Raw genomic sequence first — 26,705 nt, forward strand, 5'->3', positions numbered from 1 at the left:
TCCTCGAGGACGAACTCGCGGCCGCCGGCGGCATCGACGACCTCGCCGAAGCCGTCCGGCAGGGCGAGACCGATCCCTACTCTATCGCCAGTGACGTCCTCGAGCCGGTCGAGGCCTGCCTCGAGGACCTCGAGACCGACGGTGCCGTCGGTAGCGACGGCGAGACGACGTAGGTCTCTCGAGCGACGTCGATAGCTGTGACGACTAGTGCTAACCGCACGCCTAAGGCCATCGACGGTGTACGGCGACGCATGAAGGCCCGAACAGTGCTCGGTGCAGCGGTCGGAACCGTCGGCGCAGCCGTCCTCGGAAACCGCCTTCTCGCGGACCGTGCCGGCGACCTGGAGAATCCCATCGTCGGTGTCGAACGAACCTATCGCTGGCGCGGTATCGAGACGACCTACACGGTCGCCGGCGATCCGAACGATCCCGAGATGCTCTTGCTCCACGGCGTTTACGCCGGCTCCAGCAGCCACGAGTTCGCGCCGATCGTCGACCGACTGTCGGAAGACTACCGCGTCATCGCCGTTGATCTTCCCGGCTTCGGTCGCTCCGAGCGACCGCCGCTGGTCTACTCTTCGACACTGTACGCCGAGTTCGTCCGGGATTTCGCGGCGGACGTAACCGACGAGCCGATCGTCGTCGCCTCCTCGCTGACCGGGTCGTTCGCCGTCGAGGCCGCGTCCGAAGCGGATTTCGAACAGCTCGTACTGATCTGTCCGACGGACGAGACGAGCCCCGAGCGGCCGTGGCTTCGCACCCTCGTCCGAACGCCGATCGTCGGCACGACGCTGTTCAACCTGCTCGCGAGCAAGCCCGCGATCCGCTACTTCTACGATCGCGACGGCTACTACGATCCGTCCCGGATCGACGACGACGAAGTGGATTACGCCTGGCGCAGCGCCCACCAGCCCGGCGCCCGCTACGCGCCGGCCTCGTTCAGCAGCGGAACCCTGGACCCCGAGTTCGACCTCGCGACGGAACTCGCGGGTCTCGAGACCCCGACCACGCTCGTCTGGGGCCGCGACGCCGAACTCGTCCCGCTGCGCGAGGGCCGCGACCTGGCCGAGGCAGCCGACCTCGACCTCGTCGTCATCGACTACGCGACGCAACTGCCCCACGCCGAACATCCCGACAAGTTCGTCGAGTACCTGACCGCGGAGCTTCCCCGCGCCGACGCCTGACTCGAGGGACTCGCAGGACTCGAGGAGTGACGGCGGAGCGCGATCGAATACCGATCGAAAACCGCTTTCTCGTTCCCGGTCTCTCAGTCGTCCGCGACGGAGTCGTCGAACGACGACTCCGAGCCGGGAACGGAGACGTCGTCCTCCTCGCGGAGGAAGATCGCGTTCCGGTTGCCGAACGCTAACACCATCGAGGCGACGGCGATCAGGGTGATCCCGGCGAACGGGCCACCGGTGATGATGGCGGCCGCCTGCAGCGCGTCGACGCCGCCGACGACCATCAACAGCGAGGCCAGCGCGCCGATGAGAAAGCCCCAGATGACTCGGTTGATCGTCGAGGGCTCCTCCTCGCCGCCGGTGGTTAGCATGCCGAGTGCGAGCGTCGAGGAGTCGGCCGAGGTGATGAAGAACGTCGTCACCAGCAGGAGGAACATGACGGTCAACACGCCGCCGAGGGGCAAGGCCTCGAACAGCGGGTAGCCGGCGCCGGCCTCCGCGTAGGTGTCGATCGCGGCGAGGATGTCGGCCTCGCCGTTCTGCTGGAGGAAGATGGCCGACCCTCCCATCGTCGCGAACCACGGGATCGTGATGCTCGTCGAGGCGAGTACGCCGGTGACGGCGACCTGGCGGACGGTCCGCCCCCGCGAAATGCGGGCGATGAACAGGCCGACGAACGGCGCCCACGAGAACCACCACGCCCAGTAGAAGATCGTCCAGTCGCCGACCCAGCCGGAGACGGCCGACCCTTCGGCGGCGTCGGCGCCGGTGTAGAAGCTCATCGTGATGAAGTCGTTGATGTAGCCGCCGAGAGCCTCCGTTCCGAGCGCCATGATGAACCGCGTCGGTCCGAGCACGAAGGTCGCGAGCAACAAGACGGCGAACAGCGCGAGGTTGAAGTAGGCGATCCGGCGGATCCCCTTGCGGACGCCGAGCGCGACGGAGATCGTAAACGCGACCGTCAGGCCGGTGATGACGAGCACCGTCCCCGCGTCGCCGACGGCGGTCCCGGTCGTCCACTCGATGCCGGTCAGAAACTGGTCGCCGACGAAGCCGAGCGTCGCCGCGACGCCGCCGATCGTCGCGAACACCGCGAGGACGTCGACGACCTTCGCGATCGGTCGCTCGAGGTTGTCCTCACCGAGCCAGGGCAGGAGGATCGTCGAGATTCGCAACGGGGCGTCGTACCGGTGGGCGTAGTACGCGATCGGGATCCCCAGTACGACGTAGGCCGTCCACGCGGAGATCCCCCAGTGGAAGAAGGTGTACTGGACGGCGCCGACGGCGGCCTCGGGGCTCCCGGCCTCCGCGCCGACGAACGGCGAGACGGTGTCGTAGTGGAAGATGGCCTCCGCGGGCCCCCAGAAGACGACGCCGGCGGCGATTCCCGCCGAGTACAGCATCGCGAAGTAGGCGGGGAAGCTAAACGCCGGCTCCTCGTCGTCCGCCCCAAGGGTGATGTTCCCCCACGGGCTGAAGATCAGGAAGCCGACGAAGACGATCAGGGTGAACATGACCAGCAGGTACGCCCAGCCGAAGTTTACCTGCAGGAACTCGTTTGCGTTCTCCAGGTGGGTCGCAGCCGCGTCGTCTCGAAACGCGAAGGCGATCACCGCGAGCGCCGTGACGACGAAGCCGGCGCCGAAGACCACGTAGTCCAACTCGCTCGTAAACGTCTCGAGGGCGTTTCGGATACTTGTCATTCGATACTCACCGCCGTGTGGCACGTGATACGGCTCATTGTCGTGTCTCCTTGGTGGGTCCGACGGTCGTCGGTAGTTCGCCGCCGGGACGTCGACGGTCGATCATCGGTGCGTGGATGCACTCGAGTTCGGTGTGGGTGAAAACTGGCACAGTGTGAACGTCGGTTACCGACCGCCACGCCTCGAGTAACCGTCTCGAGCGGCGACCGATGGGGATCGGTTGCAGGTGGACATTGGTCTCGATTTCAGCGGGATCTCAGGTTACAGTGTGGTCTCGGTCTCGGTTCAATCTCGAGATGTCAGAACAGCGGTTCCGGCTCGGTCGGCGGCGTTCGCTTGTGCTCGCTCTCCTCGTGGAGGGAGACGACGTGCTCGACGCTCTCGACGGTGGTATCCGTGAGTCGAGCGGTAACCGACGCCGGAAGGTTGCCGTCGATGTGGAACGCGAGAACGGCGTCAAGCGTGTCGTAATCCATCCCGAGTTCCTCCTCGTCGGTACCGTAGTCGACCATGCCGCCGGTCGGCGTCTTCCGAACGAGCGACTCCGAAACGCCGAGGTGGGCCGCGACCTGCCGGACCTGCTGTTTGTACAGGTTCGCAAGCGGGTTACAGTCGACGCCCCCGTCGCCGTATTTCGTCACGTAGCCCGTCGCGAGCTCTGCGCGGTTGCCGGTCCCGAGAACGATTCGGTTCTCCCGGTTTGCGACGAGGTACGTCATCGTCATGCGGATGCGGGCGCTCGTGTTGCCGACGTATCGACCTTCCCAGCGGTCCTCGGAGGCGTTGTAGTTCTCGGCGTCGGCTTGACTCAGCGTCTCCTCGACGACCGAATCGATACCGACTACGTCGTAGTCGATGCCGAGGTCCTCGGCGACCCGCTCGGCGTCGCTCATGTTCTCGTCCTCGTTTACCTCCTTCGGGAGGATGATCCCGTGGACGGCGTCGGCGCCGAGCGCCTCGGCGGCGAGGTACGCAGTCGTCGTGCTGTCGATCCCGCCCGAGAGCGCGATTTCGATACCGTCGGCGTCCGCAGCTGCGACGCGGTCGCGAATGAACTCAGTGAGGTGATCGACCTGCGCTTCGATCTCCGACGCCGAAAAGCGGAGGTCGACCGGGTCGATCTCCGTCTGCGTCTGCTCGTAGAGGTTTCCCATCTGGATACGAACGTAACCAGAAGCGGCCATATAAGCCGTGTGCTTTCGGTATTCGAGTGTTCGCTTCTGTGGTGAAACGCGCTCGCTCAGACCGGCGTGAACGAAAGCACTCGCTCGCCAGTCGTCTCTGAGACCGTTACTTCGATCTCGACCTCGAGGCCGGTTTCGACGCGCTCGAGGTCGATCCCGACGATCTGGCCGGTGATGCGTACGGAACCGAAGCTCGCGACGGCCGTCGCGTAGGGGGCGTCCTCCTCGAAGGCCGGCGTGGGGACGTGGGTGACGGTGAACGTCCGTATTTCGCCCGTGTCGGGGAGGGGGACCTCCTCGAGGTCCGTCGCGCCGCAGTCGGGACAGACCCGACGCGGCGGCAGCGAGCCGTGCCCCTCGGGGCACTCGAGGAAGTACGCGTCATCTTCTTCGGCGGCGTCGAGCCACTCGTCGAAGCCGGCGTCTCGCGTCTCGGATTCGGTTTCGGTCATTAGTTACGCACCTCCTCTAAGACGTGGACGGTCGCGCTCGCGACGGTGCCACCCGCGTTGTGAGCGACGCCGGTCGTGGCGTCCTCGACGAACGAACTGTTGGGGTGGTCCCCGGCCAGCAGTTTCGTGACCTCGGCGATCTGCGAGGCGCCGGTCGCACCCACGGGGTGTCCCTTCGCCTTCAACCCGCCCGAGAGGTTGATCGGCGTCTCGCCGTCGGCGGTCGTCCGCCCGTCGCGGGCCGCCGAGATCCCCTCGCCGATCGGGAAGAGGTCGAGAGATTCGATCGCGAGCACCTCGGCGATGGTAAAGCAATCGTGGACCTCGGCGAGGTCGACGTCTGCGGCGTCGACGCCGGCGTCGGCGTAGGCCTCCGCGCCCGCTTCGCGCGCGGCCGGCGAGCGCGCGAGGTACTCGCGGTCGTGGAGTGCCATCCGGTCGCCGCCCTGGCCCGTTCCCGTGATCGAGACGGGCGCGTCGAGCCCGTGTTCCTCGGCGTACTCCTCGCTCGTGAGGACGACGGCGGCGGCCCCGTCGGAGAGCGGACAGGAGTCGTACAGCCCCAGCGGCGCGGAGACCGGCGGCGCCTCGAGGACGTCGTCGACCTCGATAGCGCTCTGGTACTGGGCCTTCTCGTTGGTCAGCGCGTTCTCGTGGTTCTTGACGGCGATGTGTGCCAGATCCTCGTGTTCGCCGCCGTACTCGTCGAAGTACGCCTGGGCCATCAGGGCGTAGGCGCCGGGGAAGGTCATCCCCGCGCGGACCTCCCAGAGGTCGTCGGCGGCGATGGCGAGCGCTTCGGTCGCGCCCGCGGTACCGAGGTTGGTCATCCGTTCGGCGCCGCCGACGAGGAGCACGTCGTCCTCGCCGTTTCGGATGCGCATGACCGCGTCGCGGACGGCCGTCCCGCTCGAGGCGCAGGCGGACTCGTAGCGCGTCGCGGGCGCCCGAATCCCGGCCGCTTCGGCCATCAGCGGCCCCTGATGTCCCTGGTGTTCGGAGAGCTCTCCCATGAAGTTGCCATAGAGGAGGGCATCGACGTCCTCGCGGGGGACCCCGCTGTCGTCGAACGCCGCGATGCTCGCTTCCGCGAAGAGGTCCCGGCTCGTCCGCTCGGGCGTGTTTCCGAACGGCGTCAGTCCGACACCTGCGACACGTACGTCACTCATATACACACCGTTAACGGCTCAGTCGGTTAATACTCGGCGGTTGCGATCGGCATCGGCGTCGCCATCGACTGCGCGATCCGTCGTCAGTCGCAGATGTGTGATTCGGTCACGTCGTCACACGAGTGACGAGAAAACTCGATCGGGGCGTCGGTCCACGGCGGTGACGGTCTGACGATCACAGCCACGCAGTCTTCCTGGTCGGCACCCACCTCGAGTTCGGACCAGTCGCTCCGCTCGCGTCGTGCGGTGATAGTAAACTGGGCTGGATCTGCGGACCACTCGCAATCAGGAAGGCTGTAAGTTGTTCCGTCTGTGGCTGGTTCTAATTCGTGAGTGGACGAATGTACTTTTCCCCGCTTTCAAAAACCTCAACATCAATACGTTGCCGCTCATTTGTAGGATTTTCTATAGTAGCTGCTCCCAATTTAGTATCTTGTCCAAAAACTGATGTGCATCCAGCAGAGATAACTCCAATTCCACAACAAAGAAGTAATCTCCTGAACATAACTATCTGATTTATATTTAGGATATTTAAATAAGTCCTGTGTATATATTATTATGTGTTTTGATTTCCTTTCAGAGCTTGCTTCTGCTGCAGTACTCTATTCAGGGTTCACCAGTTACACTAACTCTCGCCGATAAATCAGTTATTGCTACACGCTCACTGTTGCCAGATGCGATGTTATTGAATTCGACTGTTTCAGCTGTATATTCTGGTATTTGCCGTCGGTATACTCTATAGACTGCGAGTTCATCTTGAGGAATGTCCGGTCTCCACTCATCACAGATTCCAGAACAAGTCGAAACATACCCTGCAAAATTACTCAGGAGGTTGCCAGCAGAAAGAGTTGTTCCGACGAGTGGATGAATTCCCGAAACTGCTAAACTAAGTACACTCATCGCAGTATCATCATCACTCATATCGTTTGCTCGGTGTGGCACTGTCTAGTTTAGCACCTCCTCAGCTGGCGTTCGTCCATTGAGCGATTGGTGCGGTCTCTGTCGGTTGTAGTAATGCATAAATTGNGGCACTGTCTAGTTTAGCACCTCCTCAGCTGGCGTTCGTCCATTGAGCGATTGGTGCGGTCTCTGTCGGTTGTAGTAATGCATAAATTGTTCAATCCATCTACGGGCGCTTCGCCGACTGCCCACCCATGAATTATGGAAACGGTCAACGCGCATTTTGAAGGTGTGAAACCATTTTTCGATGAGGTTTCGGTCGATATAGTCAACCCGACCGTTCAATCCTAACCGAGCAAGGGCAGTCCGATAGCCAAATTGATCGACGAGAAACACCGCCTCGGAGAGATCATGTTTCTCGCGGAGTCTATGCAGAAATGCAGCCGCTGGATCGGTGCCGTGGCGACCGAACAATTGAGCGTCGAGAATCAACTTTGTGTCGAGGTCTATTGCAGCGTACAACCAAGACCACTCGCCGTTTATTTTGACAGCAGTCTCGTCAACCGCGACCCGCGAGGGCTTCGCCCTCGGCGGGTCGGGAACGCTGTCAGCCAGCCGATGTACCCAATTCCAAATTGCTCCATGAGAGCGTTCAACGCCTAATTCAGCGAGAATAGTTGTTGTCTCACGAAGTGAACATCCAGTCGCGTGGAGACGGACGGCGAACACCCTTGCGGGTGTCGCCGTCCGCTCACGCTCCCAAGCTTCATCAAATTCCGCCGCGTATGACTCGTTGAGCAGGTCTGCGAGCTGCATGATCAAACCAACTCTACGACCTGCTCACTTCTCAAACCACGCTAACTAGACGGTGCCNTATGACTCGTTGAGCAGGTCTGCGAGCTGCATGATCAAACCAACTCTACGACCTGCTCACTTCTCAAACCACGCTAACTAGACGGTGCCCTCGGTGTGATGTTCTCCCATACCAAGCACTGTTGTCCCTACTGTAAAAGTCACCAACATCGTCATTATACTCAGTACTCTCAAGTATCTGCCTCCAAACATCTCCTGGAACACGCGCTCCTGTGCTTGTGTCTTCCGTTTACGCAATACTACCAAAAACGTAATCCACTTCCCATCGTTCTATGGAAGGGGCCCATCGAGGTTCGTACACTTCGAGGCAGGATGAAAGCTTGATCTCATTACCCAGAACTTCGAATGTATCTTGGTCATTGTCGGTTTCGATCACATCACTATCTCCACCCTCACCATCCTCACCTGGGGAAACTGAATCACCAATTAAATGAGGATCACCTCCTCTGTGATGAGCAGACGCGTTTGTTGCAAGCCCTGTAAGGGATAGTCCAGTAACTATAGGTGCCATTTTCAGCAGCTTTCTCCTTTTCATATTATCCGATTAATTATCCATCTAACTATATCTAAAATTAGAAATGTTTGGATTCTGCAGGGGCTTTCCGAATAGGGATGATATTGGGCGGAAATAGAGTTTATTCTATAATTTCAGTATTAATTTAATGTATTATAAAATAGTGGGATAGAATTATAAACATCTATGATTCACCGGATCGGTTGGAGAAGAAGTATCGAAACAGTCTACGAGAAATAGGGTAGTATTTGGAACTGTTCTGTTGTTAATTTAATATATCATCATTCAGGAACCGTTCTCTAATTCTGTTACCCAAATCTGATGGCTTCATACACCGTGTTCCACTGTATTTATTCAATAGTTCCAACAGCAGCCGATCCGTGACTCGAGGCACACCGAACGGACGAACCGTCTGCCCCGTTCCGCGGGTTTATAACGAAAACGGCCACAACACAGCGTATGGCATTCGTCCCCTTCGATCTCGAGTTTTTGACAGAGCTGACAGAGACGAGCGGCGTCCCCGGCTACGAGGACCGCGTCCGCGACCGCGTCGTCGAGGCGTTCGACGAGTCGGTCGACCGCGTCAGAACCGACGCGATGGGCAACGTCGTCGGGACGCTCGAGGGCGACTCGGAGTACTCCGTCGCCGTCGCCGCGCACATGGACGAAATCGGCTTTATGGTGCGAAATCTGAAGGGCGACGACGAGGGGGACGGCTTCGTCGAACTCGACGCCCTCGGCGGCTGGGACGCCCGAATTCTCAAAGCCCAGCGCGTGACCGTCCACACCGACGACGGCGACCTTCCCGGCGTGATCGGCTCGCCGCCGCCCCACACGTTAGACGAGTCCGAACGCGAGAAGACGCCCGACGTCGAGGACGTCGTCGTCGACCTCGGGCTCCCCTACGCGGACCTCGAGGAGCGCGTCTCCGTCGGCGACCTCGTCACGATGGACCAGACGACCGAACTGGTCGGCGAGACGGTCACCGGCAAGGCCTTAGACGACCGCGTCTGCCTGTTCGCGATGCTCGAGGCCGCGCGCCGACTCGAGGACCCCGACGTGACGATTCACTTCTGTGCGACCGTCCAGGAGGAGGTCGGCCTGCGCGGCGCGCAGGCGCTGGGCGTCGACGTCGATCCGGACCTCGCGATCGCCTTAGACGTCACCGTCGCCAACGACATCCCCGGCTTCGAGGCCGGCGAGCGGGTCACCGAACTCGGCGACGGAGCGGCGATCAAGCTCAAAGACGGCAGCGTCATCACGAATCCGAAGGTCCACAAGCGCATGCGGTCGGTCGCCGAGGACGGCGAGATCGACCACCAACTCGAGATTCTCCCCGCGGGCGGTACCGACACCGCGGGCTTTCAGTTCTCCGGCGGCGCCAAACCCGTCGGCGCGATCTCGATCCCGACGCGGTATCTCCACACGCCGACCGAAACCGCCCACGTCGACGACGTCGCGGCGACGATCGACCTGCTCTGTGCGTTCCTCGAGAGCGAGGACGGCGACCACGAGTACACGCTCTGACGCGGCTATTGCCGTCGTCCTAGGGCATCTCGTGAACCCGCAACTCGACGTCGCGCCGCTGGCCCTCGATGTCGGCGACGAGCCGTTCGACGACCTCCTCGGCCTCGTTCAACAGTTTCGGCTGGACCTTCTTGACGACCCAGTCGAGCGAGACGAACCGCGGCAGGGAGAGCGCGCTCTCGTCGGCCGAATAGGGGTCGTAGACCGCGTCGAAGTAGATCCGACTCGCCGTGTCGACGTCGACGCTCGTGGGAACGGCGTCGGGTTCGGGTTCGACGCGCCACTCGCCGCGGGCGTCGATATCGTTGGTGAGTCGCCACTCGAGCGATTCCGGAGCCGACACGTCGGTAACCCTCGAGCGGGCGGTGTAGCTGAGCTTCCACCAGGCGAGTTTCAGGTCGTATCGCGAGCCGACGCCGCCGTCGCCGTGTACGCGGACCTCTTTCAAGTGATCCGTATACCGGGGGTAGTCGGCGAAAGACTCGACGTACGGGAAGACCTCCTCTGGAGGACGGTAGGCGACGGTGCTGAGGAGAATTCTGTCCACGGTTGCAGCGGACGTACGGCGGGGACGAAAGTAAGAATTGCTATCGTGTCGCCTGGTAGCAGCCGTGTTGACTCGACCGGCCCCATCGACGCGGGGCTGCAGGCACTCGAGAGTCGTCAGCTTCTATACCACCCGGTTGAAAGCTCGAGGTATGCGAGACGTCTGTATCGTCGGCGGCGGCGTCTCCGGTCTCGCCGCCTCAATCTTCACCGCACGCGCCGGACTGGACACTCTCGTCGTCGACGGGGGCGAATCCATTCTGGCGCGCAACGCCAGCCTCGAGAACTACCCCGGCTTTCCCGATGGCGTCGACGCCCGTCGGTACCTGCAACTGACCCGCGAGCAGGCGCGAAACGCGGGTGCAACGTTCGAACTCGGTCACGTGACCGGCGTCGAACCCGTCGACGAGTCGGACTTAGAGCAGGGGTTCGTCCTCGAGACCGACGGCGGTGACCCCATCGAGGCCCGACGCGTGATCGCAGCCTCGTGGTCGGACAGCGACTACCTCGTCCCCCTCGACGTGGGGCGGATGCAGCGAGGGAGCAAGCACTTCGTCTCGGTCGACGACGCCGGGCGAACGGCCGTCGACGGCGTCTACGCCGCGGGACGGCTCGCAGACGAGCCCCACCAGTCGATCGTCGCCGCCGGCCACGGTGCGAAGGTCGGCCTCGCCGTCATCCACGATTCGGACGCGAACTTCTACCACGACTGGGTCGCCCCAGAGGGCTACTTCACCGGCCGCGGCCGCGAGGTGCCGCCGGGCTGTGAAGAGATCGACGACGGGGAGCGGCGCCGACGCGACGAACGGGCGCGGGAAACGATGCTCGAGGCGTTCGCCGACCCGCTCGACGAGCAGCCGACGATGCACCCGAGCGTCGTCGACGAGGAGTAACCGCTACGTCGTCCCCCGGTATCGCCCGGACCCGCCACAGGATAGTATTCGTTTCGATGATGACAGAGAAAACGCATCTGTTAGTGAGAACGCTGTGAGCGTTGCACAGATCGTCTATTCCACGCAATTCGATATTCAATATTTCGTATTTATTGGAGCACGTGAGAACCCCTGAACGAAAAAATACAATATCGGGAGCCTCGGTTATGATGTATGGAACAAGCCGACACCCGCCTATCGGAGACGATTGACCTCCTCCCGCGCCTAAAGTCGCGGGAATCCCACCATGGGATTTCAGGCCGAGCGCGGCCCTAAGGTTTCAAGACGCATACGTTCCAAGCGTCTCTTGCTGGGTGTCAGCATCGGCTTGGCTGTCTTGTGGGACGGTCAAACGTCCCCCATCCTCAGCCGAGTCATCGCCACTCGTGTGTTCTCTTGAGTGGCTCTCTCCGCTGAGGTAGCGGTCTGCAATATTGAGCGCGGCGTTAACGTCTGCTTGGTACTCCGAAACCCAACATCCCGAGTTGGAACACTTGAACGTCGCCTGCTTCGGACGGTAGCCCTGTTCTCCGCAACAGTGACATGTCTTCGAGGTGTACGCGGGATTCACCGTCTCCACACGAATCCCTTTCTCAGCCGCCTTGTAGCGAATCTGGGCGTGCATCTTGGTGAATCCCCATCCGTGGAGGCGGCGGTTCATGAACGCGCCGTAGTCCATGTTCTCACGGATGTGCGTCAAGTCTTCCAGAACCAGTACGGGGTTCTCGAATTGGTCGGCGTAGGCCACGACCTCCGATGTGACCGTGTGGAGGATGTGGTCGATGTGTCGCCACAACTCGTCGCCGTAGGACTCTGCTATACGTTCGCTTCCGCGTTTCTGAAGGCGTCGAGTCGCCGTGAAATACGTCTCACGGAGTTGCCGGACTCGCTTGCCTTCGTCGTTCCAGAGGTTGGGTGCAGTCGGGGAGCCGCGCTCGTCACGGTGACACACCGTTAACAAAGAGGCTTCCCCGATGTCTACCCCAATCGGCGTTTCCGCCGAACTGGTTTCTCGTTCCGCCACATCTCGCGTAGCGACGATGTGGAAGTACCACTCACCGTCGCGGTTGAACAGCCGACACTCTCCCAGTTCCGCGTCTCCGGCGTGCAACGCTTCCAGCCACTCTCGTTGTTCGGGATTCGGCTGTGCGGGCAACCAGAGGTTGTAATCGTCGTGGTGCGGGATTTTGACGTACCACTCGATGGCGTTCTGCGGCTTGTGGTCGAGCTTCGGGCCTTCGTTCGTGAACCGAACAGGGTGGTCGTCGTGAAGCTCTTTCGCGTCGTAGCTTCCGCCACAGAGTTGTAGGACGTACTTCTTGAGCGCGTTCTTCGCGTAGCCGCTCAGGTCGTAGTTGACCACTACGTCGTTGGCCGCTGACTGTGTGGTGCAGTTGGCGTTGAACGCGGCTTCGAGCGCGTCTTGGTACGCCTGTTTCGTCTCACAGAGTTTGCGGTGCTTGTGGGCGTTCGGCTCCACAAGCTTGAGTTCCAGCGTCTCGGTGAGTTCGGTCACTGTTCGTCCTCCTCGTGACGCTGGATGTACTTCTCGACAGTCTCGCTCGAAACGTGTCCCGCTGTTCCTGCGTAGTAGCCACGTGCCCACTTGATTTTCTCGCCGTTGTGGTCGGCGTGTCGGTGGTTGTATTTCCGCGAACTGATGCCTTTGAACCAGTTGGCGAGAAGTGACGGGGCGTGTTTCGGCGGGCTACTGACGAACAGGTGGATGTGGTCGGGTTGGACGGTCAGGTCGATAATCTCCAACCCTTTCTCGTCGGCTATTTCGTGGAAGATGTCTCGCACACGGGTTACAACGTCACCGACGAGTACCGATTCACGGTACTTCGGTATCCACACTATGTGGTAGTTGAGGTTGTACGTTGCGTACCGTGTGGTCTTCATCCGTACTACACACTATGTCCCTGTGATGTCTTAAACTATCGTACACGGCGGGAAATCCAGCCGTGCTATCGTCGGTGGAGATGTACGCTATTGTCCGCTTGACCCGCGCCTGAAGACGCGGGTATGCGCTCGCACTATGTATCACGCTGGCCGTCTTTCGACGGGAGTCGACGGGTTGGACGATATTCTCCACGGGGGGTTAGTACCCGGGCGGACGTACATGGTTCGTGGACGCCCAGGTACCGGAAAGAGTATTCTCGGACTCCACTTTCTGACCGACGCGACCAGCAACGACAGCGACGCGCTCTATATCAATCTCGAGGAAGCCGAATCCGATATCCGCCACAACGCCGACTCGCTCGGCTTCGATCTCGACGGTCTCGAGTTTCTCGATCTGAGTCCGGACTCGGACTTTTTCGTCAACGATCTCTCCTACGATATCTTCGCGCCGGACGAGGTCGAAGAGGAGTCGGTCACCGACGAGATCACCCAGCGGATCAGGGAACTCGATCCGGACCGCGTGTTCATCGACCCGCTCACGCAGCTTCGCTACCTCTCGGCGGACAACTACCAGTTTCGCAAGCAGGTGCTCTCGTTCACGCAGTTCCTGAAAGAGCAGGGGACGACGGTGTTGTTTACCTCACAGGACACCGAGGCCGAGCCCGACGACGACCTGCAGTTCATGAGCGACGGGATCATCCACCTCGATCAGGCGGCGAAAGGGCGGACGATCGAGATCACCAAGTTCCGCGGTACGGACTTCGAGGGCGGCGAACACTCCCTCGACATCGAACACGGCGGAATCACCGTCTATCCGAACCTGACGCCCCGACAGTACGAGCGGGAGTTCGAGGCCGAATCGATCTCCTCGGGCGTTCCCGAACTCGATCAGTTGCTACACGGCGGGATCGAACGCGGCACCGTAACGATGATCACGGGGCCGGCCGGCGTCGGCAAGACGACGACCGGACTGCAGTTCATGAAGGAGGCCGCCGGGCGCGGCGAGCGGTCGGTCATCTACTCCTTCGAGGAGGACAAGGGAACGCTCCTCCACCGGTGTGAGTCGATCAACATCCCGATTCACCGGATGCTCGACCAGGAGGCGCTCCACATCGAGGAGATCGAGGCCTTACAGCTGTCGACCGACCAGTTCGCCCACGAGGTTCGCAGACAGGTCGAAGAGGAGGACGCCAAAATCGTGATGATCGACGGCGTCGTCGGCTACCAGCTCGCACTCCGCGGCGACGATCAGGACCTGACGACCGAACTCCACTCGATCTGCAAGTATCTCAAGAATATGGGCGTGACCACCATTCTGGTCAGCGAGACCCAGAACATCACGGGCCCGTTCCAGGTCACCCAGGAGGGGCTCAGCTACCTCGGCGACACGATCATGTTCCTCCAGCATCTGGAAGTCGGCGGCGAACTCGAGAAATCGATCGGCGTGTTGAAAAAGCGCACCAGCGACTTCGAGCGGAAGATGCGGGAGTTCCAGATCACCGAGTACGGCGTCCAGATCGGCGATCAACTGACCGATCTTCACGGCGTGTTAAGCGGCGTCCCCGAACTGGACGATCCGGACGCAGAGGACCTGGAACCGTGATACGGTCCGTCCAGCACGTACGGCGAACAGACCGATACAGCGACCTCACCGATCACAGCGGTACCAGCAGTCAGCCACCGTCCCCGCTGACCGTAGCCGCATTGCCTACCGACCGAATCCATGCTCACTGAATCCGATCGCACCGCGTCGCTCGCAAACCGTTCAGGCTCGGGGAGTCGCGTCCTCTTGCTCATCGAGCACGACGAGAACCGACGATTGCTCGCAAAGTGGCTCTCCACGCACCACGAAGTCGTCCAGGAACACCCCGAGGATGCACTCGACGAGACGATCGACCTCTGTCTCATCGATCAGCGCTCACTCCAGCGTCACAAGGATTTGCTCGTCGAGCGAAAAGACGCCCTCCAGCCGCTGTTCCTCCCGTACCTGCTCGTCGTTACCCAACAGAACTCGAGGCAGGTGAGCGCTGATCTCTGGAAGCGAATCGACGCGGTCATCGACGACGGCATCGACGACCTCATCACGTCGCCAATACAGAAGACGGAGCTGAAAGGGCGGATCGAGAACCTGCTTCGGACCCGCGAGCAGTCCCTTCGCCTCACCGAACAGAAAGAGGAACTCCAGCAGCTCAACCACGTCAACACCGTTATCCGAAACATCACGCGGGCGCTGGTGCAGGCGTCGACGCGCGCGGAGATCGAACAGACGGTCTGCGATCGACTCGTCGAATCCGAACCCTACCGGTTCGCCTGGATCGGCGAACCCGACGCGGAGACCGAGACGATCGAACCGCTGGCGTCGGCCGGCGAGAACGGCATCACCCTCGAGGGCGCGACGATCACGTTCGGAGACGGCGACGACGACGGTCCCGAGGGACGGGCGATCCGGACCAGAACGATGCAGGTCGGACAGAACCTCTCCGAGTCGCCGGCGACGGACTGGCAGGACCGGCTCGTCGACGCTGGGCTCCAATCGATCGCGAGCATTCCGCTCGTCTACGACGAGACGCTGTACGGAACGTTGAACGTCTACGCCGAGCGCGAGAACGCCTTCGACGCGGACGAGCGAGACCTCCTGGAAGAACTCGGCAGCACGATCCCATACGCGATGCAGACCGTAATCGCCAAGGAACGGTACCGGTCGTTCGTCGAGGACATCTTCGGTCAGTCGGAGATCGGCGTCCGTATCCTCGACGCGACGGAGACGGTGACCTGGATCAACGACGCGTTCGAGCAGTACTTCGGCGTCGATCGGTGCGAACTCGTCGGCCGGGACAACGAATCGGTCGTCGGTGACGAACTGGTGGCGATCGTCGACGACTCCGAGGCGTTCGCCGACCGCGTCACGGGGCCGTACAGTTCGGAAACCGACGTCGAATCGTTCGAGTGTCGGATCGAGCCCGACGACGCTCGCGAGGAACGCTACCTCCACCACCGCAGCCAGCCGATCACGTCCGGGCGGTACGCGGGCGGACGGATCGAGCTCTACTACGACATCACGAAACGAAAGGAGGCGGAGGCCGAACTCGAGGAGACGATCGGCAAACTCGAGCGCTCGAACAACGAACTCGAGCAGTTCGCCTACGTCGCCTCCCACGACCTCCGGGAGCCGCTGCGGATGGTCTCGTCGTACCTCCAGTTGCTCGAGCAGCGCTACGACGACGAACTCGACCAGGACGCACAGGAGTTCATCGACTTTGCCGTCGACGGCGCCGAGCGGATGACGGAGATGATCGAAGACCTTCTCGAGTACTCCCGGGTCAACACTCGCGGCAAGGAGTTCGAGCCGACGGATTGCGAGGCGGTACTGGAGGAAACCCTGGAGAATCTCCACTTGCAGATCGACGAAACCGACGCCGAGGTCACGGCCGACTCGCTGCCGACCGTCACCGGCGACGACACGCAGCTACTGCAGCTCTTCCAGAACCTGATCAGCAACGCTATCGAGTACGCCGGCGACGAACCGCCGCGGATCCACGTGGACGCACGGCGGCAAGGCGAGCGCTGGCTGTTCTCGATCGAGGACAACGGCGTCGGTATCGACGCCGAGCAGACCGACGAAATCTTCGAGATCTTCTCGCAGGCGGGCGAACAGGGCCACGACTCGGGGACGGGGATCGGACTCGCCGTCTGCCAGAAGATCGTCACCCGCCACGGCGGCGAGATCTGGGTCGAATCCAAATCGGGCGAGGGCTCGACGTTCTTCTTTACGATCCCCGACGACACGCAGTCCTGAATTCCCGGTTCGCTCGATGCGATTGTGACGTTCGATGGCGGCCACTCGTCTTCGGCTCGCGCGCAAGCGCGCGACGTTAACCTTCAAGCCCTCCCGGCGGAAACTCCACACGAATGCTCGAGGGAGTCAACGTCGCACTCGGGGTCACGGGATCGATCGCAGCCGTCAAGACGGTCGAACTCGCCCACGAACTGCGACGCCAGGGAGCCGAGGTGCGTGGCGTGATGACCGGCAGCGCGCAGGGTATTATCCATCCCTGGGCCGTCGAGTTCGCGACCGACAACGACGTCGTGACGGAGATTACGGGGAGCGTCGAGCACGTCGAGCTCTGTGGATACGACGGCTGGGCCGACGTCTTCCTGATCGCGCCGGCGACGGCTAACACGGTCGGAAAGATCGCCGGCGCGGTCGACGATACGCCCGTGACGACGTGTGCGACGACGGCCCTCGGCGCCGATACGCCCGTCGTGATCGCCCCCGCGATGCACGAACCGATGTACGACCACCCCGGCGTGCTCGAGGCCATCGACACCGTCGCCGAGTGGGGCGTCGAGTTTGTCGACCCGCGAATCGAGGAGGGCAAGGCGAAGATCGCCAGCGAGGAGGCCATCGTCTGCGACGTCGCTCGCGCGGCCGGCGACCGGTCGCTCGAGGGCCGACACGTCGTGATCACCACCGGCGCGACGGCGGAGTCGATCGACCCCGTGCGCGTGATCACGAACCGTTCGTCGGGGAAGATGGGTCGTGCGGTTGCGAGAGCCTGCTACGCCCGGGGGGCAGACGTGACGCTCGTCCACGGCGTCGTCGGGCCGCAGTCGGCGTCCGCGTACGCGAGCCCGCCGCCGGCGATTCCCTACGCGACCGTCCGAAACGTCGAGAGCGCCGCCGAAATGCTCGAGGCGACGCGAGACGTCTGTACCGACGCGGACACGCTGGTCTCGGCGGCCGCGATCGGCGACTACACGGTCGAGGGAAGCGACGAGAAGCTCCGTTCGGGGCGGGAACGATCGCTCGAACTCGAGCCGACGCCGAAGCTCATCGATTCGATTCGCGACGAGCGGCCGGAACTCCCGATCGTCGGCTTCAAGGCCGAGGCGTCGGGCGACGAGTCCGCGATGATCGGACAGGCCCGGGACACGCTCGAGCGCGCCGGACTGGCGTTCGTCGTCGCCAACGACGCGAGCGTGATGGGGGCCGATCGAACGGCGGCGCTGCTGGTTCACGAGGACGACGCCGCCCGCTACGAGGGGACGAAAAGTGGACTCGGCGGCGAAATCGCCGACTCGATCGCGGCGATCGTCGGCGAGCGCGGTTCGTAGTTCGAACCGTCTCCAGTAGCCGCTGGACGTCGATCTACATCTCATCACTGGTGGCCGTCGTGGTCGGCACCCCGCTTCAACGGCTCCGCTAATTGGCCGACGCCAGCGATTTGCGCTCGCACGAGTTTATCCCACGAGTTCGGAGTTCGTCACGACAATTATATAGATGGCGTTCGTGCGACGAATTACCAGGTATGCGACCAGTTTCAGTTTCCGTTTCGATTTCGATGGTGGCTCTCGTCAGGGCCGGCGGACGAGGCTCGCGTTCAGCCGGCGTCTCGGGGTGATCGTCGTGGCACAACAGGCGCGACACCCTTCCGAGAACAAATCGACAGATACGGCGGATACGGCCGTGTCCGATTCCGAGACCGACCGAAGCGATACCGGGGTCGACGACGCCGTCGACGAGCACGCCGACGAACCCCTTTCGAAGGGCGAAGTGTTCGAGGTTCTTCGGAACCAGCGGCGGCGCTACGTCCTGCAGTATCTGAAACAGGACAGCCGGCCCGTCGAACTCGGAGATCTCACCCAGCAGGTCGCCGCCTGGGAGTACGAGACGACGCCCGACGAGGTGACGCCGGAGCAACGAAAGCGCGTCTACACGACGCTCCAGCAGACGCACCTGCCGAAGATGGACGAATCGGGTATTCTCGTCTTCGACTCCGACGAGGGGATCATCCGCGCGACCGACCGCACCCGGGACATTAGCATCTACCTCGAGATCGTCCCCGGCCACGAGTTCGCCTGGCGGGAACTGTATCTCTCGCTGGGCGCGATCAGTTCTGCGCTGGTGGCCGCGCTCTGGCTCGAGATCTATCCGTTGACGGTGCTCTCGGATCTGACCTGGGCCGGCGTTATCGCCGCGATATTCACGTTCACCGCCGCGGTCCACATCTACCACGAGCGAAACATGCGACTGGGCCACGGCGACCAGCCGCCGGAGCTCAGCTACGCGAGCGACGATTGATCGGGATCGAACCGGGCTGCACCCTGAGACGTACTCGCGGTGACGCCTGGCTGTCATCGACGAGTACTCAGCGAGCCACCATCCGAAACTCGAGCGCGTGACGACCGCACACGCTGTCAGAACGGATCGTCAACTTTTACTCCCCGTCCCCCCGACCCACGACATGGATCAGTTGAAGCGGTCCCTTCTCGAGGCGCCGATCATCGAGAAAAACGGCTATCACTACTTCGTCCACCCGATCAGCGACGGCGTTCCCAAACTCGATCCCGGCCTGCTCCGGGAAATCGTCATCCGAATCATCCGGAAAGCGAAACTCGAGGACGTCGACCGCATCGTCACCCCCGCCGCGATGGGGATCCACATCTCGACGGCGGTATCGCTGATGACCGACATTCCGCTGACCGTCATCCGGAAACGACAGTACGGCCTCGAAGACGAGGTCGCCATCTCCCAGCAGACAGGCTACTCCGAGAACGAGATGTACATCAACGACGTCCGCGAGGGCGAGCGCGTGCTCGTGCTCGACGACGTCCTCTCGACGGGCGGCACGCTCGCGGCGGTCCTCGATGCGCTAAACGAAATCGGTGCCGAGGTCATCGATACGGTCGCAGTCATCAAGAAAGTCGGCGGCGAGAACAAGGCCGCGGACGCCGGCTACGACGTCAAGACGCTGATCAACGTCGACGTCGTGGACGGTGAAGTCGTGATCGTCGACGAACACGGCGACTGATACGGTTTCCTGTCCGTCAGGTCCGGCGCAACCGCGACCCGGGCGGCGGTTGCGCCGGGACAGCGGGACAGCAATCCGTATACTCCGTTCGGTGGCGGAGTGGTCGCCAGCGGCTACTATCGATACGACGGGGGTCCAAGCAGTTCTTGTCGATCCTCTCGATACATACAGATAATTTGACGCTCAAGGACAGCGTCTACCGCTCACGCTAGATATGATCGACCATTATATATGTAAATGATACCAAATCTGACTCAAAAATCTATACACTATCCAGGAATTAAACACTCCTATACTTGTTTGTTTCTTCTAACGAATATAGAACTTTGACCACATATGTGTGCGTGGACGTATGGCTTTGTTGAGCTATTCCCCTTAAACAGTGCACTACTGTACACGGAAAATCTTGCCCTGGACAGAAACCATACATATTTAACCCTGCGAAATACATCGAGTATCTATGGTCAAGGGTGACAAACAGTCACGATCGGCAATCAACCGACGACGCGTTCTACAGGGACTGGGTGCTGCGGGAGTAGTCAGCATCGCTGGCTGCCTCGGCGGCAGCGACGACGACGAGGTTTCGTTCCCACTCGACGTCCGCCTCGAAGTCGACGCGGACAACGACGATCGAGTGGAGTGGACCCAGGTCATTCAGCAAATTATGGAGGATACTGGGTACTTCGACGTCGACATCGAACAGCACTCCTGGGATGATTACAGCGACCGCGTCCTGGACGAAGAATACCAGGACAACGGATACATCGCGTTCATCGGTCTCTCCGGTACATTCAACCCGGAGAGTTTCTGTGATGCCCTCCACGGCACGGCAAACCAGGGACAGTGCTGTAATCTGAACGGCCTCGGATACGACGAACTCGACGAGATGATCGACGAGGCGCGTTTCGGGAGCGACGTCGCCGACGATCCGGAACTTCGCGCCGAGCGGTACGACGAGATCTGGCACGAACTCGCCGATTATCGCGGCAGTTCGCTGATCCTCCACACGACGGACGAGTACGTCCGGAACACCGACGTCCACGGCTTTGCGCCGTTCCCGTTCTCGGAAAGTACGCTGAGTTACGCGCTCCACTCACCGATAGACGAACAGGTCATGTGGCTCGATCGCAGCGACGCGACGCCCGACGAGACCGACCGCTCCGATCTTCAGGAAGGAGGGACGCTCCGGTTCGGCGTTCCGGCGAACATTGCGTCGTTCGATCCGCCGTACAGCAGTGATACAACGTCGACGATGTCTCAAGAGCTCATTTTCGAGCAGCTCATCACGTCCGACACCGAGGGGAACCTTCAGCCGTGGCTCGCCGAGAGCTACGAGTCACTCGACGTCCAAGACATCGAACGCGACGCCTACGAGGACTACATGACCACCGCCTCGGCGGACGAAGAGGGGGCAATCGACGTCGACGAGCAGGTCATTCTGACGCACCCCGACGACAGTCCGGTCGCGGACGACGAAGTTCGCGTGCTGACGCCCGAAGGAGCGTCCGATGCAGTCGACGACGGCGTCTACGGCATGCAGTGGCGGTACCACCTCCACGAGGGAATCGAGTTCCACGACGGCGAAGAGCTGACCGCCGAAAACGTCGTTCTCTCCGTCGAGCGATACGAGAACTCCGATCTCTCCGCGCAGACGTTCGACTCGCTGCTCCACGCCCGCCAGGTCGACGAGTACACCGTCGATCTCTACGCACAGATTCCGGACGCCGAAGCCGAGCGCGAACTGCCAGGTATCTACATCCACTCGACCGAGCAGGCGTCGCTCGAGGGCGGCGACCTCGACCCCCGACAGGACAACGAGCCGGTCGGTACCGGTCCGTACGTGTTCGAGGAGTTCGAAGACGAGGGCTACTTCATCGCCACGAAAAACGAGAGCTACTGGCTCGAGGAGAAGGGCATCGACGCCCTGGAGTGGTTCGACGGACCGTCCGACTTCCCCGCTGGTCCCGTGATCGACGAAGTCGACATGGACATCATTCCCGAAGACTCCACGCGTAGCGGCCAGCTCCAGAACGACGAGATCGACGTCACGTACAACCTGGTGTCGAGTACCCTCAACGACTTCGACTCGGACGACGACTTCATCGTCGACTCGATCGAGAGCGGCGGCTACCAGTACTTCCAGTACCCCGTCAACGTCGAGCCGTGGGACGACGATCGACTCCGCAAAGCCGTTAACCACCTGGTTCCCCGGGAGCAGATCGTCGACGAAGTGCTCGACGGCTGGGGAGAACCCGCGTGGACGATGATCCCCGAACTCGCACAGGGGTCCGGGACGACCGACTACGACGCGCTCGAGTCAGAACTCAAACCACACAACGAGTTCGACACCGAGGAAGCAATCAAACTGATCGAAGAGGTCATCGACGACCGGGGCTACGAATCGGACGTCTGATCGAAACCGACGGTATTTAGCCCTCCAAACGAACATTAGATTTTAAGTTTAAAAATGAGCCTTCGACGGTTTATACTCAAACGGCTGTTGTTGACCGTACCCATTCTATTTGGCGTCTCGGTCATCACGTTCGCGCTCGTGCACTTGACGCCGGGCGATCCGATCAGTCAGATGGTCGCAGAGAATCCGAACGTTTCACAGGCTGAAGAAGCACAGCTCCGGGCACAGTACGGACTCGATGGGACGCTCTGGGAGCAGTACGCAACGTGGATAGGAAATGTCTTGAGCGGGGATTTCGGGGACGTCTACGGAAGCAGCCAGTCGGTCGCCGGCGTCCTCATCTCCCGACTTCCGGAGACGATTGCGCTCGGCCTGTTCGGCTGGGTGTTCGCACTCGTCATCGCGATTCCGACCGGCGTCTACGCCGCAATTAACAAGGACAAATTCGGCGATACCGCGAGCCGAATCATTGCCCTGTCAGGCATCTCGATTCCGAACTTCTGGCTCGGCCTCATGCTGATCCTCGTCGGCGCACTGTGGCTCGGCTGGTGGGACGTTGGAGCACCACGAACAGCGGTCTACCACCCCGAGATGCTGTGGTTCCTGATACTTCCAGGGATCACGGTCGGGACGGCAGCGGCCGCCTCGATCATGCGGGTGATGCGAACGTCGATGGCAGAAGAACTGAACAAAGAATACGTCGTCGCGGCGCGAGCGAAGGGACTTCCGGAGCGAAAGATCATCCTCAAGCACGTCCTCAGGAACTCGATGATCTCCGTAGTGACGCTAGCGGCGATGCTCACCGCCAGTATCGTCGCAGGCTCAGTCGTCGTCGAAACGGTGTTCAACTGGCCAGGGCTCGGTCGCGAACTGGTACAAGCGATCCACGGTCACGAGATCAACCTGATCATGGCGATCACCCTGTTTACCGGGTTCTTCATCGTGCTGGCGAACTTGCTCGCAGACATCCTGTACGCCGTACTCGATCCGAGGATCAGATATGACTAAGACGACAGACGGACGCGGCCGGATCCAGATTACCGGGTTCGACGCAGACGAGGTCAAAGAGCGCGAACCGCTATCCGATTGGCAGGAAACGAGCGGCGGCGAAGCCGTAGGCCGATGGACGCGCGTGTGGGAACGGTTCAAACGCAACCGGACCGCGTTGATCGGACTGACGATCGTCGCGGTCATGTCGCTTCTCGCGATCTTCGCCCGTCCAGTCGAAGTCATGGGACTGACGGTACAACCCATCTCGCTCGCGCCCTATCCACCGGAGGAAATCCTCTGGATACGACACGACGTCTCCCAGAACACGCCGCCTTCGTGGTCACATCCGATGGGCATCGACGGCGAGGCTCGAGACGTCTTCTCGCGCGTTCTCGCCGGTGGACGGTACAGTATCTCCATCGGCTTCGTCGTCGTGGCGATCACCGGAACGATCGGACTCGTCTACGGGTCCATCTCGGGGTACTTCGGCGGCTGGATCGACGAAGTCATGATGCGTATCGTCGACATGATCCTCGCGTTCCCCGCGCTTATCCTGGCGATGATCATCGTCTCGATGTTCGGCGGCGGCTACTGGCAGCTCGTGGCCGCGTTCACGATCTTCGGCTGGGCGACGTACGCTCGCCTCATGCGCGGTGAAGTGCTGAAGATCAAGGAAAACGAGTACGTGATGGCCGCAAAAGCGCTCGGCGCTCGCGATCGATTGGTCATCTTCAGACACATCGTTCCGAACGCGGTGCCGCCGCTGATCGTCTACGCGACGCTCCAGATCGGGACCGTCGTCATCGGTGTCGCTGCGCTCGGTTTCCTCGGTCTCGGGATGGATCCGGGAACCGCAGAGTGGGGGACGATGCTCGAGAACGGTCGCAACGCGATCATTCCGGGCCCCGGCGGCGATATCCGCTGGTGGATTACGGTCTTCCCCGGTGCAGCGATCTTCCTGTTCGTGATGTCGATGAACATGATCGGCGACGGCGTCAACGACGCGCTCGATGCTCAGGAAACCGGCGTCGCCGGAGGGGGTGACAAATGAGCTTACTCGAAGTCAACGATCTTACAGTCAAGTTCTACACGGAGGAGGGAGTCGTCAACGCTGTCGACAACCTCAGCTTCAGTATCGATCGCGGCGAAAAGTTCGGTGTCGTCGGCGAAAGCGGGGCCGGAAAGAGCGTGACGGCGCTCTCGGTCATGCGACTCATCGAGAGTCCGGGACACATCGAGAGCGGCGAGGTGCTGTTCAACGGTGAGAACCTCCTCGAGATGAGCGACGAGGAGATTCGCTCGATCCGCGGCAACGAGATCGCGATGGTCTTTCAGGACGCACAGACGGCGCTCAACCCCGTCTACACCGTCGGTGAGCAGATTTCGGAGACTATCAGACACCACCTCGGCTACGACGAGACGGAAGCCAAAGAGCGGTCGATCCAGTTGCTCGACACCGTCGGCATTCCCGACGCCGAATCTCGGTTTTCGGACTACCCACACGAGTTCTCCGGCGGCATGCAACAGCGGGCGATTATCGCGATGGCGCTCTCGTGTGACCCGGACCTGCTCATCTGTGACGAGCCGACGACCGCCCTCGACGTCACGATCGAAACGAAGATCCTCCAGGAGATCGAGACGCTTGCCGACGAGTTCGACACGGCGATCCAGCTCATCACTCACGACCTCGGCGTCGTCGCCGACGTCTGCGATCGCGTCATGGTGATGTACGCCGGTAAACCGGTCGAGAAAGCGCCCGTCGAAGAGCTCTACTACGACCCGAAACATCCCTACACCGTCGGTCTGATGAGCTCTATCCCTCGGATCGGCGACGAGCGAGAGCGGCTGCAGACGATTCCGGGGACGATGCCCGACCTCGTTGATCTCCCGTCGGGCTGTAGTTTCCACCCCCGGTGTCCGTACGCCGAGGAGTCTTGCACTCGATCCGAACCGGCACTCGTCGATCCCGAGACGGGAGCAGTCGCGACCGACGACGACGAACACGTCGCGGCCTGCCTCGAGTACACGGGCGAACTCACCGACGGTCTCGGTTACGAGGTAACCGTCCGCGACTCGTCCGACGACGCCGAAGTCGAGACCGTTGCCGGCGCGAAAGCCAGTTCCGCCGTCGACACCGACGTGCCGGATGCCGGAGGTGATCGTCGTGACTGACGAGACGCCGCTGCTTCGAGCCGAGAATCTAACGAAGTACTACGACTCGAGTGGGGGATTCCTCGACAGTCTCCTCGGCAACTCACAGGACGTCAAGGCCGTCGACGGCGTCGACCTCGAACTCTACGAGGGGGAGACGCTCGGCGTCGTCGGTGAGAGTGGCTGCGGAAAAAGTACCCTCGCACGGGCGCTTCTCAGGCTGGTCGAACCGACCGACGGCTCAGTGTACTTCCAGCAGCGCGTCGAGGAAGACGGCGAACCAGCGGGCCGTCGGGAAGTCGACCTGACGACGGTCTCGAGCGACGACCTTCGCGACCTTCGGACGGACCTGCAGTACATCTTCCAGGACCCGTTCTCGAGCCTGAATCCGCGTCTGACCGTCGGTGACATCATCGGCGAACCGCTCGATATCCACGACATCGCGACCGGCGATGAACGGACCGAACGCATCTACGAACTGCTGGAGACCGTCGGACTGAACCCGAGTCACACGCACCGGTATCCACACGAGTTCTCCGGCGGACAACGCCAGCGTATCGGTATCGCTCGAGCGCTCGCCGTCGATCCGGAGGTCATCGTCTGTGACGAACCGGTGAGCGCCCTCGACGTCAGCGTTCAGGCGCAGATCCTGAACCTGCTCGAGGACCTACAAGACGAGCTCGGTCTCTCGTACATTTTCATCGCACACGATCTGAGCGTTGTCGAGCACATCTCCGATCGAATCGCCGTGATGTACCTCGGCGAGTTCGCAGAAGTCGGCTCGACGGACGAGGTCTTCTCGCCGCCGTATCATCCGTACACGGAGGCGTTGTTGTCCGCGATTCCGGAGCCCGATCCCCTCTGGGAGGGCGATCAGATCTTCCTCCCCGGAACCGTCCCGTCGCCGCTCGATCCGCCGTCGGGCTGTCGGTTTCACACGCGCTGCCCCCAGATCATCCAGCCGGCAGCGTACGACCTCGAGCAAGACGTCTGGCGATCGGTCGTGGACCTCAAACTCCGCGTCAAGGACGCCGAAACGCTCGAGTCGATCGCGACGGTTCCCGACGAAACGCCGGCCGACGACGCGACGAGCCGAACGTCGATCCGCGAGTTACCGAGCGCCCAATTCGAATCGGTCATCCGCTCGGAGTACGACCTCCCGACGGAACTCTCCGATTCGAGTGCCGAGCGAGCGCTCTCACAGGCGATCGACGAACTCTACGAGGACAACGTAACGGGGGCGACAGCGCGACTCGACGACGCGTTCACGTCTCCGTGCGAGAAGCACCATCCGGAGCCCGCACAGACGGGGACGAACCATCGTATCGCGTGTCTGTTGCAGGACGAGCGATACGACGGCGATCGGTTCGAAGCAGTCGACGCTGATTCCGGTTCCGGCTCGGATAACGCCGTCGCTGACGACTAACTACTCGACCGATCCACCCTCATCCGGAGG

At 61.5% G+C, this 26,705-nt stretch carries 24 protein-coding genes and 1 pseudogene; 14 read left to right on the forward strand and 11 right to left on the reverse strand.

The genetic code is table 11. The annotated features are described in order from the left end of the window. Positions 1 to 173: pseudogene (locus C493_RS23735) on the forward strand (methylmalonyl Co-A mutase-associated GTPase MeaB); the annotation flags it as partial. Between the two features lie 78 nt (positions 174 to 251). Continuing rightward, positions 252 to 1,184, forward strand: a complete 933-nt coding sequence (locus C493_RS04755) for an alpha/beta fold hydrolase (RefSeq protein WP_007258275.1) — start codon at positions 252 to 254, stop codon at positions 1,182 to 1,184. 83 nt (positions 1,185 to 1,267) lie between these two features. Here C493_RS04755 and C493_RS04760 read toward each other — a convergent pair whose 3' ends face one another. From C493_RS04760 to C493_RS22550, 8 genes are all read right to left on the reverse strand, one after another. Further along, the gene (locus C493_RS04760; RefSeq protein WP_049889135.1) at positions 1,268 to 2,884 is read right to left on the reverse strand and encodes a BCCT family transporter; all 1,617 of its coding nucleotides are present in this window, start codon (positions 2,882 to 2,884) and stop codon (positions 1,268 to 1,270) included. 299 nt (positions 2,885 to 3,183) lie between these two features. After that, positions 3,184 to 4,038: an NAD+ synthase gene (locus C493_RS04765; protein ID WP_007258277.1), complete on the reverse strand. Its 855-nt coding sequence runs from the start codon at positions 4,036 to 4,038 to the stop codon at positions 3,184 to 3,186. An 86-nt stretch (positions 4,039 to 4,124) separates the two neighbouring features. Further along, positions 4,125 to 4,520, reverse strand: coding sequence for a Zn-ribbon domain-containing OB-fold protein (locus C493_RS04770; protein ID WP_007258278.1), 396 nt, complete (start codon positions 4,518 to 4,520; stop codon positions 4,125 to 4,127). Continuing rightward, positions 4,520 to 5,689: a thiolase domain-containing protein gene (locus tag C493_RS04775; RefSeq protein WP_007258279.1), complete on the reverse strand. Its 1,170-nt coding sequence runs from the start codon at positions 5,687 to 5,689 to the stop codon at positions 4,520 to 4,522. The genes C493_RS04770 and C493_RS04775 overlap by 1 nt, the downstream gene beginning before the upstream one ends. Before the next feature lie 606 nt (positions 5,690 to 6,295). Continuing rightward, the gene (locus C493_RS22540; protein WP_152421096.1) at positions 6,296 to 6,610 is read right to left on the reverse strand and encodes a hypothetical protein; all 315 of its coding nucleotides are present in this window, start codon (positions 6,608 to 6,610) and stop codon (positions 6,296 to 6,298) included. 24 nt (positions 6,611 to 6,634) lie between these two features. Then, a complete protein-coding gene (locus C493_RS22545; protein WP_394295405.1) occupies positions 6,635 to 6,721 on the reverse strand; it encodes an integrase core domain-containing protein in 87 nt (28 codons plus the stop codon). A gap of 3 nt (positions 6,722 to 6,724) precedes the next feature. Continuing rightward, positions 6,725 to 7,405, reverse strand: a complete 681-nt coding sequence (locus tag C493_RS22080; RefSeq protein WP_007258280.1) for an IS6 family transposase — start codon at positions 7,403 to 7,405, stop codon at positions 6,725 to 6,727. Between the two features lie 286 nt (positions 7,406 to 7,691). Further along, a complete protein-coding gene (locus tag C493_RS22550; protein WP_152421097.1) occupies positions 7,692 to 7,997 on the reverse strand; it encodes a hypothetical protein in 306 nt (101 codons plus the stop codon). Between the two features lie 438 nt (positions 7,998 to 8,435). Between C493_RS22550 and C493_RS04780 the strand changes: the two genes are divergently transcribed. After that, positions 8,436 to 9,503 carry a M42 family metallopeptidase gene (locus C493_RS04780; protein WP_007258281.1) on the forward strand — a complete coding sequence of 356 codons (1,068 nt, stop codon included), beginning with the start codon at positions 8,436 to 8,438 and terminating at the stop codon, positions 9,501 to 9,503. Between the two features lie 19 nt (positions 9,504 to 9,522). Here the strand turns inward: C493_RS04780 and C493_RS04785 are convergent, their stop codons facing one another. After that, positions 9,523 to 10,050: an SRPBCC family protein gene (locus C493_RS04785; RefSeq protein ID WP_007258282.1), complete on the reverse strand. Its 528-nt coding sequence runs from the start codon at positions 10,048 to 10,050 to the stop codon at positions 9,523 to 9,525. A 151-nt stretch (positions 10,051 to 10,201) separates the two neighbouring features. Between C493_RS04785 and C493_RS04790 the strand changes: the two genes are divergently transcribed. Continuing rightward, positions 10,202 to 10,942: an NAD(P)/FAD-dependent oxidoreductase gene (locus C493_RS04790; RefSeq protein ID WP_007258283.1), complete on the forward strand. Its 741-nt coding sequence runs from the start codon at positions 10,202 to 10,204 to the stop codon at positions 10,940 to 10,942. A gap of 319 nt (positions 10,943 to 11,261) precedes the next feature. Here C493_RS04790 and C493_RS04795 read toward each other — a convergent pair whose 3' ends face one another. Then, the gene (locus tag C493_RS04795; RefSeq protein WP_007258284.1) at positions 11,262 to 12,497 is read right to left on the reverse strand and encodes an RNA-guided endonuclease InsQ/TnpB family protein; all 1,236 of its coding nucleotides are present in this window, start codon (positions 12,495 to 12,497) and stop codon (positions 11,262 to 11,264) included. Further along, complete coding sequence (gene tnpA, locus C493_RS04800; protein ID WP_007258285.1) at positions 12,494 to 12,883, reverse strand: IS200/IS605 family transposase; 390 nt, start codon at positions 12,881 to 12,883, stop codon at positions 12,494 to 12,496. Before tnpA ends, C493_RS04795 begins: the two co-directional genes overlap by 4 nt. A gap of 136 nt (positions 12,884 to 13,019) precedes the next feature. Between tnpA and C493_RS04805 the strand changes: the two genes are divergently transcribed. The 10 genes from C493_RS04805 to C493_RS04850 all read left to right on the forward strand — a co-directional run bounded on the left by C493_RS04805 (position 13,020) and on the right by C493_RS04850 (position 26,675). After that, entirely contained in the window at positions 13,020 to 14,486 is a 1,467-nt protein-coding gene (locus C493_RS04805) for an ATPase domain-containing protein (protein ID WP_049889136.1), read from the forward strand. Between the two features lie 120 nt (positions 14,487 to 14,606). After that, on the forward strand, positions 14,607 to 16,679 hold the full coding sequence (locus C493_RS04810) for an ATP-binding protein (protein WP_007258287.1): 2,073 nt from the start codon (positions 14,607 to 14,609) through the stop codon (positions 16,677 to 16,679). Between the two features lie 113 nt (positions 16,680 to 16,792). Beyond that, the gene (coaBC, locus tag C493_RS04815) at positions 16,793 to 17,998 is read left to right on the forward strand and encodes a bifunctional phosphopantothenoylcysteine decarboxylase/phosphopantothenate--cysteine ligase CoaBC (RefSeq protein ID WP_007258288.1); all 1,206 of its coding nucleotides are present in this window, start codon (positions 16,793 to 16,795) and stop codon (positions 17,996 to 17,998) included. 283 nt (positions 17,999 to 18,281) lie between these two features. Then, the gene (locus C493_RS04820) at positions 18,282 to 18,965 is read left to right on the forward strand and encodes a DUF7344 domain-containing protein (RefSeq protein WP_394295404.1); all 684 of its coding nucleotides are present in this window, start codon (positions 18,282 to 18,284) and stop codon (positions 18,963 to 18,965) included. Positions 18,966 to 19,128: 163 nt separating this feature from the next. Beyond that, positions 19,129 to 19,695, forward strand: coding sequence for a hypoxanthine/guanine phosphoribosyltransferase (gene hpt, locus C493_RS04825; protein ID WP_007258290.1), 567 nt, complete (start codon positions 19,129 to 19,131; stop codon positions 19,693 to 19,695). A gap of 460 nt (positions 19,696 to 20,155) precedes the next feature. Further along, on the forward strand, positions 20,156 to 22,108 hold the full coding sequence (locus C493_RS04830; RefSeq protein WP_007258291.1) for an ABC transporter substrate-binding protein: 1,953 nt from the start codon (positions 20,156 to 20,158) through the stop codon (positions 22,106 to 22,108). 54 nt (positions 22,109 to 22,162) lie between these two features. Next, positions 22,163 to 23,116 (forward strand): ABC transporter permease, encoded by a 954-nt coding sequence (locus C493_RS04835; protein ID WP_007258292.1) that lies wholly within the window; start codon positions 22,163 to 22,165, stop codon positions 23,114 to 23,116. Continuing rightward, complete coding sequence (locus C493_RS04840) at positions 23,109 to 24,149, forward strand: ABC transporter permease (RefSeq protein WP_007258293.1); 1,041 nt, start codon at positions 23,109 to 23,111, stop codon at positions 24,147 to 24,149. The genes C493_RS04835 and C493_RS04840 overlap by 8 nt, the downstream gene beginning before the upstream one ends. Continuing rightward, positions 24,146 to 25,270 carry an ABC transporter ATP-binding protein gene (locus C493_RS04845; protein ID WP_007258294.1) on the forward strand — a complete coding sequence of 375 codons (1,125 nt, stop codon included), beginning with the start codon at positions 24,146 to 24,148 and terminating at the stop codon, positions 25,268 to 25,270. Before C493_RS04840 ends, C493_RS04845 begins: the two co-directional genes overlap by 4 nt. Then, positions 25,245 to 26,675 carry an ABC transporter ATP-binding protein gene (locus tag C493_RS04850; RefSeq protein ID WP_049889137.1) on the forward strand — a complete coding sequence of 477 codons (1,431 nt, stop codon included), beginning with the start codon at positions 25,245 to 25,247 and terminating at the stop codon, positions 26,673 to 26,675. The genes C493_RS04845 and C493_RS04850 overlap by 26 nt, the downstream gene beginning before the upstream one ends. The last annotated feature ends 30 nt before the right edge of the window (positions 26,676 to 26,705 follow it).

Source organism: Natronolimnohabitans innermongolicus JCM 12255 (assembly GCF_000337215.1).
Classification (GTDB): domain Archaea; phylum Halobacteriota; class Halobacteria; order Halobacteriales; family Natrialbaceae; genus Natronolimnohabitans; species Natronolimnohabitans innermongolicus.